Genomic DNA, 13,107 nt, shown 5'->3' with positions numbered 1-13,107 from the left:
TTATAATATTCAATTTCAAAATTAGACTATAAACTAAAATAGTAATTTTAATAATCAAACTAGGAGGAGAGATGAGATTTAAGGGCTTATTTAAGCTTTCTCTTGCAGCAAGCGTGGCAGTTTGTGTAAACGCAGCAGACGAGAGCGTGCTAAGTGGCGTTGAAGTGACAAGTAGCAGCGGTGGATACGGCGTTGATGACATCAAAATTTCAACTAGAAACGCTGGCCTAGCAAAAGACGTGATGAGGGACATCCCTGGCGTCTATGTGGGCGGCACAAACGGCATGAATCAAAAAATTTATATGAGAGGCGTAAGTGACCGCGGTCTAAATATCACGATAGATGGCGCGAAACAAAATGGAAATACTTTTCACCATAACGCCGACTTGCTGATAGACCCTGATCTCATAAAGGCAATAGACGTCGAGGTTGGCTCAAGATCGGTCGTAAATGGCTCTGGCGCGCTTGGTGGCTCAGTCGCCTTTAAAACGGTCGATGCAAAAGACTTGCTAGAAAGCGGCGAGAAGATCGGTGCAAAGATAAAGACAGGATACGCCTCAAATAACAGCGAATTTTCTCAAGGCCTTATGCTCTTTACTGCCCCAGTTGAAGGGCTTGACTTTATAGCAGCTATTAATCACAAAGGCTACGACTACGGCAAAAGTGGCAATAAAAGAAAGATAGGTGGCGACGGAAACGACCTTAGCTATCTTTTAAAACTTGGTTATAGCTTCCTTGATGCGCATAGAATTTCTATCTCAAGAGAGCATAATGAATTTAAAGGCATGTATCCAATGAGAGCTGAGTTTGGTAGCTGGTATAGCGATTCAAATGCTGTTGATAATCGTAAATATGAGCGAGATACGACGACGCTAAAATACGAGTATAAGCCTAGCGATCTTTTAAATTTAGAGGTAACGGCATACAATACCGAACACAAAAAAGATGACCCGGTCTTAAAAATTTTAGGCGTAAAAACAAACGGTATAAATGCAAAGGCTAAGAGTATAGTCGAGACCGGCACTTTGACGCAGACTTTTAGATATGGCGCTGAGTTTTACCAAAGTAAAAATTTCAACAAACCAGATAATCACTACCCAGAAAAGGTAAATAACTACTCTATCTACGCAGAAGATGCGCTAAATTTTAGCTCGCTAACCGTTACTCCTGGCATCAGATACACTCATCACGAGCTAAAAAGCTACGACGGCAGAGCTGGAAATGTAAAGAGCTACACCTATAAATTTAACGAATTTACCCCAGCGCTTGCGCTTGACTATGAGATATTTAAAGGGCTTAACGCATTTGCAAGCTATGCAAGAGTCTTTAGAGGGCCTGACGTTATGGAGTCGATGATGGCAGGTGGAAGCAGAAGCTGGGAAGCAAACAAAGATCTGAAACCTACAACTGGCAACAGCTACGAAACTGGTCTTAAATACCACGGCGATATAAATGAAGCTAGCTCATATAGCCTATCTGCAAAATATTTCATGACAAAATATAAAAATTTAATAGTCGATAATAACGCAGCAGGTGGTAGAACAAATCCGATAATGATTAGAAAAAACGCTGGCGGGGCTGATATAAGCGGCGTTGAGCTACTTGCAAGGCTAAATTTAGACGCACTAAGCCTAGCTGCTAGCTACACTCATCAAAATGTAAAATACAAAGATAGGGTCGCTAAGGCAAGCGGTGGCTACTATACCTCAAATATCATTGGTTACCGCGATCAGGGCGATAAATACACATTTAACGCAGAGTACGCATTTTCAAGGATCGATACGCTAATAGGCTACAACCTAATCTACTTTGCATCAAAAAATACCGTCTCAGCTGGCGACGATAAAAATGTCAAGATACCAAGCTACGCAGTTAGCGACATCTATGCTACCTATGCGCCAAGTAGCGGTAAATTTAAAGGGCTTGAGATAAATGCTGGAATTTATAACCTCTTTAATAAAACTTATGCTTCGCAGTCTCAAAGAATGGCTGATTATACAGGTAATCAAAATTACATAGACTGGGAGCCAGGTAGAAATTTCAAAGTAAATGTCTCTTATAAATTTTAACTTCACGGCAAGGTGAGAGCCTTGCCAAATTTCACTTTTACACAGCCTATTTGTCACACCCCGCTTTTTGCTGTTTGATTTAAATTTAATATAGTATCATTTGTGCGACTAAACTTTTTAGGGGAGAAAATGAGGCAAAAGCACTTTGAAGTGGCAATTGTTGGAGCGGGCATTAGCGGGACGGCACTCTTTTACGAGTTGGCTGCATTTAGCGATATAAAAAAGGTCGCACTTTTAGAAAAATATGACGGCGTAGCGACGCTAAATTCAAGCGGTAAGGGCAACTCGCAGACCATCCACTGCGGCGATATCGAGACAAACTACACGCTAGAAAAGGCAAAAAAGGTCTCACAAGTGGCAAACATGCCAGTAAAATACGCCTTAAAATACAACCTAGAGGGCAAATATATGTTTGCTCATCAAAAGATGACGCTAGCTATCGGAGATGCCGAAGTAGAGCGCATCAAGGAGCGATATGAGAGCTTTAAAGAGTTATTTCCTTATCTTGAAATTTATGACAAAGAGAAGTTAAAGCAGATCGAGCCAAATGTCGTTTTTGACGCAAATGGCAATGAGCGACCTGAAAATATCATCGCAATAGGCGCGCAAAATGGCCAGTACACGACGATGGACTTTGGCGGCGTGGCAAATTCGCTCGTGCAAAATGCGCTAAATTTGGGCGGAGATGGCTATGAGATCAGCCTAAGCTCAGAAGTGACTGATATGAAAAAGGTGGGCGATACCTTTCACATCAAGATAAATGACGGCGAGGTGATCACCGCAAACTACGTCGTAGTCGATGCTGGAGCGCACTCACTGTTTCTAGCTCACAAGATGGGTTATGGGCTACATCTTAGCACGCTGCCAGTTGCTGGAAGCTTTTACTTTGCTAACAAGCGCCTGCTAAACGGCAAAGTCTATATGGTGCAAAACGACAAGCTACCATTTGCCGCACTTCACGGCGATCCAGACATCCTAGCTAATGGCAACACTCGCTTTGGGCCAACTGCCCTTGTCATACCAAAGCTTGAGAGATTTCACGGAAGTTCTAGCTTTTTTGACTTCTTAAAGTGCTTAAAATTTGACAAAAACGTCCTTGAAGTCTTTACAAATTTACTAAAAGACGAGGACATAAGGTCATATATACTAAGAAATTTCTTGTTTGAAGTGCCACTTATCAACAAAAAAGAATTTGTTAAAGACGCTAGAAAGATCGTGCCAAGCCTAAGTGAAAACGACCTAAGCTACGCTGTAAATTTTGGTGGCGTAAGGCCGCAGGTGATCGACCGCAATAAAAAAAGACTAGAGCTTGGCGAGGGCAAGATCAGCACAGGCGAGGGCATAAGCTTTAATATGACGCCAAGCCCAGGGGCTACTAGCTGTTTTGAAACGGCGAGGGCTGATATGGATGAGATTTGTAAATTTTTGGGCAAAAATTTCGACGAAGAGAAATTTAACACCGAGTTTTTTGGGTAGGAAATGACAACAAAAAGTGAAATTTTAAATTTTTTATCATCGCAAAAAGAGAGGTTGTTTTTGCTTGGAGTTACCAAGCTAGGCCTTTTTGGGAGCTACGCAAAAGATAGGGCGGATGTATTTTCTGATATAGATATAGTGATAGAAACAGATGCTAAAAAGATGGTAAAAAGCCTTGGTAACCCTTTTTTGGTAGTTACATTTTTAGATGATTTTAGAAAAAGCGTGTCTGATAAATTTGGCGTTTTGGTTGATATATGTGACACCACGTCTATGTCGGCGCAAACTAAAGAAGAGCTAGTAAAAGGAGCCATTTATGTTTGAAAAAGCAAGTGTAGAGCGTCTTAAAAAAATATCTCAAAAAATAGGCTCTATCTTAAATAAATGTAGCGGTGGCATATACGAGGCACTTCATGACGAGGATGTTTTGCAACCAGCCATAATGATGCAGTTTGTTAATATCGATGCGCTTTTAAAAGGCATACAAGAGAGCAATGACCTTGAGGCTTTGGCTATTTTTACCAAAGAAGAGATAAGGGCGATCAGCACTACGAGAAATATCGCGTCACATGAATATGAAAGGCTAAATTTAGAGCTTATAGAGATAGCGATTAGGGATTATTTGCCTATTTTGAAAGAGAAAATAGACAAAACGATAAAAACAGAAGGAGGCTTGTCTTGAAAACAGCACAACAAAGAAAAGATGAGAACATAAAAATTTTAAAGCAAGAGGGCGTGGCGGTGCTTGAGAGCTTGCCGCTTCGCTATGATAATAGTGAGGTTGTGCCAAGAAGTGTTGATGAGATAATAAAGCGCGCAGTTTGCTCATTTACAGCGATAATGTGTGCTTGCACGATCCGTGATGAAGGCTCTTTGGGCGAAGAAAATATGGCGTGGGCAAAGAGCTTTTTAGGTGATGCCTATGAGGGGCTAAGTGTAAAAGAAAAAGAGGTCGTTGAGGATAGAGCTGATATGAAAACAGCCGTAAATATGGGCTGGAAATATGAGTCGCTTTGGATCTTGCTTTGGGCGCTTGGCATAGCTGAAGATATCGGTGATATGGATAAAATTTGCGACTGCGAGTTTGTGATGAATGTTTTTAGGGAAGGCGGGCTAAAAAGCCGTTCAAAGCTTCGCAGCATGGATGAAATTTTAAGCAAGCTTGATCTAGTTTACCGCTACCACTGGGCCTGCGTAAATGCAAGAGTAAATGGCACAAAGGCGGCTGGACTTGACGAAGAGGTCGTTATGGAGAGGCGAGCGGGGCTTGAGTGGCTATGCTGCAAAGGGCAGGAAAATGACGACTTGAGCGCTGAGTTTAACTGCTGGGACTATCCTGATCTAAACACTTGATATAAGAAATTTTAAGCTCAAATGAGCTTAAAATTTATTTTAATGTAAATGCTATCGGAAAGCGAAGATAGCGAGCTTCTTTTGGCTTTGGAAACTCAGAGCTTGCTTTTTTGACATTTTCTAAAGCACCATTATCAAGCGACTCAAAGCCTGAACTTTTAGTAACCTTTAGCTCGTCTATGCTGCCATCTGTTTTAAGCAAAAATCTAACTTCAACAACGCCTTGATGCTTCATCCTTCTAGCGTTGTTTGGGTAGCTTTTATGCTTTTTCACAGCTGCTATGACCTTGCTAAAGTCCTCATCGCTCTGTGCGTTTGATAAATTTAGCTCTTGGGCTACTTTTTGAGCTGGAGCTGAGGCGATAGACTTATTATTTGCTGGTAAATTTGAATTTACAATAGGTGCTGGTGTCGTGGCAGGTGCTGGCGTGGTGATAGCAGGCGTTGGCTCTATTTTTGGCTCAGGGCGAGGCTCAGGCTTTGGCAGTGGCTTTTTTCTCCACCTTTTTTGGCTCAGGTTTAGGCTTTTCTATCTTTTTAGGTTCTGGTTTTGGTAGTGGCTTTGGCTCGACTTTTGGTTCAGGCTTGGGCTCAGGCTTTGGTGGCTCTGGCGGTGGCGGAGGAGCCGGGGGTGTTGGCTCTGGTATCATCACTTGTTCGCTTATCTGCGGAGCCGAAGTTTGCGGCACCGGAGTGAATGAATTTAGAGCTATTTTTATAGGTTTTTGCTCGCCTATCTTTATCTCACTAAAATTATGTGAAAGCAAGAAATAAGCCGCTGCTACATGCACTATCGCTGATACCGCTAGGCCACTATAGTTTGAAATTTTACTCAGAGATTGTTTGGATTGCAAAGTTTTCGTGACCTTTTTCTTTTAAGATATCAATTACTTTGACAAAGCTGTCAAATTTAGCGTTTTTGTCGCTTTTTAGCTCGATTAAGGTTTTTATATCCACAGCATTTAGCTTATCTTTCAGCTCATTTTCTGAAATTTCTGCATCGTCTATGAAAAATTTATTATCTTTATCGATAACGACACTCACTTTTTTCTCATCCTCTTTATCCTGCTGTGCGCTTTTAGCGCTTGGTAGATCAACTGCGATCTTGCCCTGGGCGATAAAGGTCGAGATGCTTAGCACGATGGCTAGCAAAACAAGCATGATATCGATAAATGGGACGATATTTAGCCCATCTTTTTTATTTAGACGCATTTTTGGCCTTGTATCTGTTTATCATGACATCGACTTTTCTAACAAAGCCGTTGTAGATCATGAGCGTCGGGATCGCTACAAGTAGGCCAAATGCGGTCGCTTTTAGCGCTAAAGATAGGCCGATCATGATACTTTTTGTATCGATGCCGCCAGCCATACCCATGTCATAAAATGTGATCATAATGCCAGCAACTGTGCCAAGAAGTCCGATATATGGGGCATTTGAGTAGATGATGTAAAGTGTGGTTAAATTTTTTGTCAGTGCCTCATCAAGCTCTTCGATGCTTTTGTAGCTATTTATATCGACGCGTGAGTAAAAAATGATACGCTCGATCGTATACCAAAGCACAAAAAAGCTCATAACGCCCAAAATACCGATGATTATATAGTCAATGTTGTGTTTTAAAAGTTCCATAATGCCTCTTATTTTTAAAATTTGAGCGTGATTATAACTATATTGATAATTAATGTCAAATATATTGTAAAAATGTAACCTAAAAATATTTTACTAAGAAAAGAAATTTAAATAAATAGATCTAAAGATTAGCGCAAATCTGCGTTATTAATTATATTAATACGATAGATAAGCGCTAAATTTTATAACTTGATAATTGTTTTTAATGTAAATATATGGCTAAATTTCTAGCTCTTTAACCACATGTGCATTTAGTGCCATTTGCATGTGGTGCAAAAATACATTTTGGTAAAAATCACCACTATGCCCTGGTGCATCGTAGGTTTGGACTAAATTTGCAGGCACGACGATCTCTCTTTTTAAATTTTGCTCATTTGCGCTAAGTCTTAGGTGAGAGACAAGCTGATATACGCACATATCGGTGCAGTCGCCCATTATGACAAAGCTGTCAAATTTACTTATAAATTTATTAAATTCCTGCGAATAAGCGATACTAAGTGAGTTTTTATAAAAAATTTTCATCTCATCAAAAAAGTCTAAATTTCGCAGCTCTTCAACTGCCTCTGCCTCATCTTGCCCTTTTAAAGCATGAGCTGGAAAGCTCGCAAACTCAGCTGAATTTGGCTCGTGAGCATCTTGGATTAGGATGTAGTTTTTAAGGTCAAATTTCTCTCTTGCCAGCCTAAAAGTATCTGCTATATGACTTGCTAACTCACCCACACGCTTACTAGCTAGTGCGCCCTCACAACAAAAGCCATTTATCATATCAACGCTTATAAAGGCCACCTTTTCGCTGCCATTTTTAAAAATTTCACTAAATTTAAGCGCCTTTAGGCTATTTTGCCACGCATTTAGCTCATCTAAAATTTCACTCATCACTTCTCCTTTATAGGTAAATTTATACAAAATGTCTTTGGCTCAAGGGTTATCTCTATGCTGCCCTTGTGCGCCTCGATGATCTGCAGGCAAAGGTGCAGCCCTAGGCCATTGCCCTTTAGTTTGCTCGTCTTAAACGGCTCAAAGACGATATTTTCATTTTTTATAGAGACGCCGCTGTCATAGACTATAAATTTATGTTCATTTGGCGTCTTTTCGTAGCTTAGTCTTACTACGCCTTCGTCGTTTTCGTCCTCTTCGATAGCATCGATCGCGTTAAACAAAATGTTTTGAAAGACCATCGCAATGAGGTCAAAGTCGCCACAATAAAAGGTGTCAGGGAAATTTAGCTCAAAAGTTATATCTTTTGAATATTCATAAAATTTAAGTGCCTCCTCGCACTCGCTTTTGATATCTAAAAAGTTAAATTCCTTTGGCGTGATGCTAAGCCCTTTTGTAAAAAGAAGTGTGGCTTTGATGATGCGCTCAACCCGCCAAATTCCCTTTTGTATCTGCTCTACGATAGGCAAAATTTTTGGCTCAGCCCTTTTTAAAAGCGTGGAGTTTAAAAGTGAGATAGAGCCTATGGGGTTTCTTATCTCGTGAGCTAGGTGCGCTGCTACTTGACCCATCGAGGCTAGGCGCTCGGTGCGTTTTTCCTGCGTTATGTCGGTAGCTGAGATGATCTTTTTGTCGTCTTTGACCACCTTTTTTACTAGATAAATTTGTGAGCCAAAGTTTAGCTCTCCCTCATCTTTTGGGATGAAATTTAGCGCTTTGCCAAGCTTTTGCGCCTCTGAGTTTTGCAAGAAAATTTCATCATTTTCATCAAGCACCCAAATGGCATTTGGCAAAATTTCCACGATATCTTTTATAAAACCTTGCAGGCCCATATAAGAAGCGGTCAAATTTTTATACTCATGCTCTATCAGATAGGTCTGCTCTATCAGGCTTTTTAGGCCATTTTGTATATCGATATCACTCACAGCAACTCCTCATAATCTTTGATCTCATAAAGCCTAAGCCGCTCATCTTTTAAGCCCAAAAGCTCGTTGCTAAAGCCACTTTTTGAAAAAAGCGCCACGATATCTGGCTTTATGCCTAGCCTTTCGCACTTGTGAAGGACTAAATTTAAGACATTTTTGCAAATTTTTCGCTCTTTGTATTTTGCTTCGCCAACGATTATCTTGCCATTTATGCTAAAAAGCATGTCTAGCTCTATATTTTTGCTCCAAAATGAGCTTAACAAAATGCCATCAAGCCCAAGCTTTTTAGCCATTAGCTCGCCGCTTAAAAGCTCAAAGCCAAGGCTTGCGTACTCGTCAAATTCTCTTCTTATAAGCTCTAAAATTTCATCACTCCTGCCCTCTTTTAAAAGGCTTAAATTTGGCTCGATAAATCTAAACCAAAACCTTGAAAAATGGCTATTAAAATGAATTTTATCCTCTATCTTATAAGCTCGCTCGCTCTTTTTTAAAATTTGGCGTTTGTTTTTTACTCGTGGCTTTTCTTGGCTCTTTTCAAGCACTAAAAAATCCTTACTAAAAAGCTTTGCATAGACCCTATTTGTCATGCTTTGGGGCAAAATTTTATTTACGCTAAATTTCTTTCTGTCGCTTCTAGCAAGCTTAATGAGTGCCATTTTGATGGCCTCGTCGCTATCCTCGTCAAAGTAAAACCTAGCCATCAAATTTTTATAATCATCTAAAATTTCAGCCTTAATCGCCTCAAAAACATCGTAGTATGAGCCCTTTAATAAAAAGTCATCAAAAACAAGATGAAATTTTATAACTTCAGCAATACCAAGGTGCTTCATCCGCTCAAATGTCGATTTTATGGCTAAAATTTCGTATCCTTTGTGTGGCGGATTGTAGCATATTTTTAGAAAATTTTAATTATAATCACGCAAAAACTAAAAGGCTAAAGTTGGTAAATTTAGAGCACATTAGAAGAGATATTATTTTAAAAAAAGGGATACATTACTTCGACTACACCGCCTCAGGACTTGCGTATAAGCCTATCGAGGACGAGGTCGCTGATATCTTAAAAACCTACGCCAACACCCACTCGCTAACATCCTCAAATGCCTATAAAACGCAGCTTTTGTATGATAGCGCTAGAAGCGAGCTAAAGCGATTTTTAGGGCTTGATGAGAGCTTTTATCTCATAGCCACAGGATATGGCGCCACTGGTGCGATCAAGAAATTTCAAGAGCTTTTGGGGCTTTACGTGCCTCCAGCTGCTAAAAGAAGGTTTGATCTAAAGCCAAACAACGACTCGCCGCTAGTCATCCTTGGCCCTTATGAGCACCACTCAAATGAGATCAGCTTTAAAGAGGCGCTTTGTGAGGTTGAGCGCATCAGGCTTGCAAAAGACGGCAGCATCGACCTATCTCACTTTGAGCAAATTTTAAAGATAAATGCAGGGCGCGAGATCATCGCTAGCTTTAGTGCAGCCTCGAACGTCACAGGCGTCATAAGCGACTATAAGCAAATTTATACGATGGTTAAGAAATTTGGCGGCATCGTGGCATTTGACGTGGCGAGCCTTAGTGCCTATGCAAATTTAGACTGTGACTATTTTGACGCGCTCTTTATCTCGCCGCATAAGCTTCTTGGCGGAGTTGGCAGTTGTGGGCTACTGGCCATCAAAAAAGTGCTAGCAAATGACGATGTGCCAAGCTTTGCAGGTGGTGGCACGGTAAGCTATGTGAGCAAAAACTACCATATATTTTTAAAGGATCAAGAGGCACTTGAAGAGGCTGGCACACCGCCTATCTTGGGGCTTATACGTGCAAATTTAGCCTACAGACTAAGAGAAGAGGTAGGACTTGCTACCATTTATGAAAATGAGAGCGAGCTTAGCGAATACTTTTGTCAAAGGTTAAGAGAAATTCCAGAGCTAGTTAGCTACTGCCCGGCAAATTTAAAGCGCCTTGCCATTTTTTCATTTAATGTAAAAAACGTAGCTCCATACGAGCTTTCAAAAATTTTAAGCAAAGAGTATGGCATACAAACACGTGCTGGCTGCTCATGCGCAGGCTCGTACGGACACGACCTTTTGGGGCTAAAAGAGGATCCAAATTTCACCCACAAACCAGGCTGGGTGAGGGCGAGCCTGCACTATACGCATACCTTTGAGGATATTGATTATTTGGTGAGTGCGATCAAGAAAAGTATCGAGAAATACGCACTTTCATGGCAGGTCAAAGACCCTTTTGACGTAAAAGAGATAAGTGGGTGTGTGGGTGAATAAAAAAAATGTTTTGATAGTTGCTGGAAGCGACAGCGTCGGCGGTGCAGGCGTGCAGGCGGATATAAAAAGTTGCGAGGCATTTGGCTGCTTTAGCGCAAGCGTCATCACAGCCGTGACCGCGCAAAATACAAATGGCGTTAGCAGCGTGCTTGCGATGCCAGCAAGTATGGTGAAAGCTCAGTTTGAGATGGTGCTAGCTGAGCTTGATATAGACGCTGTGAAGGTTGGTATGCTCTTTAACGAGGAGATAATAGCCGTTGTAAGCGCGTTTTTAAAGGAGTTAAGAGCTAAAAATGTGCCAGTCGTGATAGATCCAGTTTGTGTGGCAAAGTCAGGGTCAAAACTGCTAGAAGATGGGGCGATCGAAGCACTAAAAGAGCTTTTAAATCTCGCAAGTGTCGCCACACCAAATGTAGATGAGGCTAGGATTTTGGGTATTAATTTTACAAATTTGCCTTGCAATATGGTGCTAAAGCGAACGAAGGTTGATGAAATTTGCGAGGATACGCTCTATCTAAAAAATGGTGGCGTGATGAAATTTAGCGGGGAGCTTTTTGAGCCAAAGGTGATGCACGGGGCTGGTTGTAGCTTCTCAAGCTCGCTAGCGGCCATTTTAGCGCAGCAAAGTGATCTAGTAAGCGCCATAAAAATGGCTAAAAAATTTGTGGCAAATGGGATAAAAAATGCTCATAAAAGTAAATTTGGCGCAAGACTTATAGACCATAAAGCAGGGCCTAATGGCTGAAATTTACGCTATTAGCGATGATATTTTAATGCCTGAAAATTTGGCTTTGGACTACACTAGAGAAATTTTGGAGTGCGGGGTTAAATTTTTTCAGTTTAGGTCAAAAAAAGCGGTCAAAAATGAGAAGCTTGCGAGTGAAATTTTAAATTTATGCGAGAAATTTGGCGCGAAATTTATCGTAAATGACGATGTCAAATTTGCTAAAAAGATAGGCGCAAAGGCCATTCATCTAGGCAAAGACGATGAAAATATAAAAAAGGCGTTTGAAATTTTGGGAAAAGACGCATATGTGGGCGTTAGCTGCTATAACGATATAAATTTAGCCATCAATGCCGCTAAAAACGGCGCTAGCTACGCTGCTTTTGGCTCTGTTTTTACAAGCCCCACAAAGCCAAATGCTCCAAAATGTGGGCTCAAAGTAGTTAAAGAGGCAAAGCAAATTTTAAACCTACCAGTTTGCGCGATAGGTGGCATAAATGAGGCAAATATCGGCTCGCTATCTCACATAAAACCCGATCTAATCGCCGTCATCTCAGCGATCTATAAAGATAGTAACATCAAAGAAAATATAAAAAATTTACAAAATATAATCAAAAATTTTTAAATTTATAAGAAATATTTATTTAGAAACATTTTTTAGATTTTGAGTTTTAAAAGACGAGATAAATTTTAAAGAGTAAATTTGATGGAAGAACGAGGCAGTTGCCTGCCCCGCTAGTTAGCATTAAGCCGACTTTTCTTTGAGATATTTGTTTATAAGAGTTGTGATCTCTTCGCCGTGTGGGAACCTTGACTCATCGTTTCCGATGCGATCCTTTTTAGAAAAGATAACGTTTCCATCAACCTCGACGATGAAATTTCCACCATCTCCTACAACCAACTCGACTCTTGCATCACTAAAGTTCGCTTTTATTTCATCTTCTACACGAGAAGCTACCGGACGATAGTTTCAAGAGTTGCAGTAAATAATTTTTACTTGCATGCTCTGTCCTTTCTTGTGAAATAAGCTTTGATTATATAAAATTTATCCTAACGAACAGATAACACGAGAAAGGATGATTGTATGAAAAAGGTAGCCGTAATCCTAGCTGATGGTTTTGAGGAGATCGAGGCGCTAACCTCCGTCGATGTTTTACGCAGAGCAGGTGCGATAGCATCTATCGCTAGCTTAAAGGACGCGCAGATCAGAGGTGCTCACAACATAAATGTAAAAGCTGATGTCACACTTCGCGAGGTGGAGGAGCTAGGTTATGATGCGATCGTGCTTCCAGGAGGTCTGCCTGGCGCAGAAAATCTCGCAAATGACGCCAAACTAATAGAAATTTTGCAAGAATTTGACAAAAAAGATAAGCTAATTTGTGCCATTTGTGCCGCTCCTATGGTGCTTGAGCGAGCTCGTGTGCTTAAAGAGCATTTTGTCTGCTACCCTGGCTTTGAAGAAAATGTAAGAAGCGACAAAAGAGGCTACTTGAGCGATAAAAACGTGCTAAAAGATCAAAACATCATCACTGGCAAGGGACCAGCTTTTTCTATGGAATTTGCGCTTTTTATAGTGGAAAATTTGCTTGGCGAAGAGGCTTATCTTAAAGTAAAAAATGATTTACTTTATAAGTAGTTTATAAAAAAATTGTAATTTTTTATTTAATTATTCCACTTAAACATAAGGATAAATTTTGTTTAGTGATAGATATTATAATGCCTTGCTG

17 protein-coding genes are annotated in these 13,107 nt (G+C 40.5%); 10 read left to right on the top strand and 7 right to left on the bottom strand.

What is annotated here, in order from left to right; genetic code table 11:
• Nucleotides 1-71: 71 nt before the first annotated feature.
• The 5 genes from CYO90_RS01280 to CYO90_RS01260 all read left to right on the top strand — a co-directional run bounded on the left by CYO90_RS01280 (nt 72) and on the right by CYO90_RS01260 (nt 4,898).
• Nucleotides 72-2,069, top strand: coding sequence for a TonB-dependent receptor domain-containing protein (locus CYO90_RS01280; RefSeq protein ID WP_103578155.1), 1,998 nt, complete (start codon nt 72-74; stop codon nt 2,067-2,069).
• A gap of 129 nt (nt 2,070-2,198) precedes the next feature.
• Nucleotides 2,199-3,545 carry an FAD-dependent oxidoreductase gene (locus CYO90_RS01275; protein ID WP_103578154.1) on the top strand — a complete coding sequence of 449 codons (1,347 nt, stop codon included), beginning with the start codon at nt 2,199-2,201 and terminating at the stop codon, nt 3,543-3,545.
• Between the two features lie 3 nt (nt 3,546-3,548).
• Entirely contained in the window at nt 3,549-3,869 is a 321-nt protein-coding gene (locus CYO90_RS01270; RefSeq protein WP_021083709.1) for a nucleotidyltransferase family protein, read from the top strand.
• Nucleotides 3,862-4,227, top strand: coding sequence for a HepT-like ribonuclease domain-containing protein (locus CYO90_RS01265; RefSeq protein WP_009294732.1), 366 nt, complete (start codon nt 3,862-3,864; stop codon nt 4,225-4,227). Before CYO90_RS01270 ends, CYO90_RS01265 begins: the two co-directional genes overlap by 8 nt.
• Nucleotides 4,224-4,898 carry a DUF4272 domain-containing protein gene (locus CYO90_RS01260; RefSeq protein ID WP_103578153.1) on the top strand — a complete coding sequence of 225 codons (675 nt, stop codon included), beginning with the start codon at nt 4,224-4,226 and terminating at the stop codon, nt 4,896-4,898. Before CYO90_RS01265 ends, CYO90_RS01260 begins: the two co-directional genes overlap by 4 nt.
• Nucleotides 4,899-4,932: 34 nt before the next feature.
• Here the strand turns inward: CYO90_RS01260 and CYO90_RS10415 are convergent, their stop codons facing one another.
• Nucleotides 4,933-5,172 carry an energy transducer TonB gene (locus tag CYO90_RS10415; protein WP_258030615.1) on the bottom strand — a complete coding sequence of 80 codons (240 nt, stop codon included), beginning with the start codon at nt 5,170-5,172 and terminating at the stop codon, nt 4,933-4,935.
• Nucleotides 5,173-5,342: 170 nt separating this feature from the next.
• Between CYO90_RS10415 and CYO90_RS10410 the strand changes: the two genes are divergently transcribed.
• The gene (locus tag CYO90_RS10410; protein ID WP_258030614.1) at nt 5,343-5,672 is read left to right on the top strand and encodes a hypothetical protein; all 330 of its coding nucleotides are present in this window, start codon (nt 5,343-5,345) and stop codon (nt 5,670-5,672) included.
• A gap of 54 nt (nt 5,673-5,726) precedes the next feature.
• Here CYO90_RS10410 and exbD read toward each other — a convergent pair whose 3' ends face one another.
• The 5 genes from exbD to CYO90_RS01230 form a co-directional block, all read right to left on the bottom strand.
• Nucleotides 5,727-6,110, bottom strand: a complete 384-nt coding sequence (gene exbD / locus CYO90_RS01250; protein ID WP_103578152.1) for a TonB system transport protein ExbD — start codon at nt 6,108-6,110, stop codon at nt 5,727-5,729.
• Nucleotides 6,097-6,525 (bottom strand): TonB-system energizer ExbB, encoded by a 429-nt coding sequence (exbB, locus tag CYO90_RS01245; RefSeq protein ID WP_103578151.1) that lies wholly within the window; start codon nt 6,523-6,525, stop codon nt 6,097-6,099. The genes exbD and exbB overlap by 14 nt, the downstream gene beginning before the upstream one ends.
• A 219-nt stretch (nt 6,526-6,744) precedes the next feature.
• The gene (locus CYO90_RS01240) at nt 6,745-7,401 is read right to left on the bottom strand and encodes a cysteine hydrolase family protein (protein WP_103578150.1); all 657 of its coding nucleotides are present in this window, start codon (nt 7,399-7,401) and stop codon (nt 6,745-6,747) included.
• Complete coding sequence (locus CYO90_RS01235; protein ID WP_103578149.1) at nt 7,401-8,387, bottom strand: sensor histidine kinase; 987 nt, start codon at nt 8,385-8,387, stop codon at nt 7,401-7,403. The genes CYO90_RS01240 and CYO90_RS01235 overlap by 1 nt, the downstream gene beginning before the upstream one ends.
• A complete protein-coding gene (locus CYO90_RS01230) occupies nt 8,384-9,217 on the bottom strand; it encodes a DUF234 domain-containing protein (protein ID WP_103578148.1) in 834 nt (277 codons plus the stop codon). The genes CYO90_RS01235 and CYO90_RS01230 overlap by 4 nt, the downstream gene beginning before the upstream one ends.
• Before the next feature lie 110 nt (nt 9,218-9,327).
• Between CYO90_RS01230 and CYO90_RS01225 the strand changes: the two genes are divergently transcribed.
• From CYO90_RS01225 to thiE, 3 genes are read left to right on the top strand one after another with little or no spacing between them, the layout of a single operon-like run.
• Nucleotides 9,328-10,656 (top strand): aminotransferase class V-fold PLP-dependent enzyme, encoded by a 1,329-nt coding sequence (locus tag CYO90_RS01225; RefSeq protein ID WP_103578156.1) that lies wholly within the window; start codon nt 9,328-9,330, stop codon nt 10,654-10,656.
• Nucleotides 10,649-11,401 carry a bifunctional hydroxymethylpyrimidine kinase/phosphomethylpyrimidine kinase gene (gene thiD, locus CYO90_RS01220; protein ID WP_429827807.1) on the top strand — a complete coding sequence of 251 codons (753 nt, stop codon included), beginning with the start codon at nt 10,649-10,651 and terminating at the stop codon, nt 11,399-11,401. The genes CYO90_RS01225 and thiD overlap by 8 nt, the downstream gene beginning before the upstream one ends.
• Nucleotides 11,394-12,005, top strand: coding sequence for a thiamine phosphate synthase (gene thiE / locus CYO90_RS01215; protein WP_103578147.1), 612 nt, complete (start codon nt 11,394-11,396; stop codon nt 12,003-12,005). The genes thiD and thiE overlap by 8 nt, the downstream gene beginning before the upstream one ends.
• A gap of 120 nt (nt 12,006-12,125) precedes the next feature.
• On the opposite strand, the gene CYO90_RS01210 is transcribed toward thiE, so the two are convergent.
• Nucleotides 12,126-12,383 carry a SelT/SelW/SelH family (seleno)protein gene (locus CYO90_RS01210; protein WP_257639680.1) on the bottom strand — a complete coding sequence of 86 codons (258 nt, stop codon included), beginning with the start codon at nt 12,381-12,383 and terminating at the stop codon, nt 12,126-12,128.
• 81 nt (nt 12,384-12,464) lie between these two features.
• Between CYO90_RS01210 and CYO90_RS01205 the strand changes: the two genes are divergently transcribed.
• Entirely contained in the window at nt 12,465-13,016 is a 552-nt protein-coding gene (locus tag CYO90_RS01205) for a DJ-1 family glyoxalase III (RefSeq protein WP_103578146.1), read from the top strand.
• The last annotated feature ends 91 nt before the right edge of the window (nt 13,017-13,107 follow it).

Source organism: Campylobacter concisus, assembly GCF_002913745.1.
Taxonomy (GTDB): Bacteria; Campylobacterota; Campylobacteria; order Campylobacterales; family Campylobacteraceae; genus Campylobacter_A; species Campylobacter_A concisus_R.
Note: the sequence above shows the minus strand (reverse complement) of the source record. Positions and strands in the feature narration are given on the sequence as shown.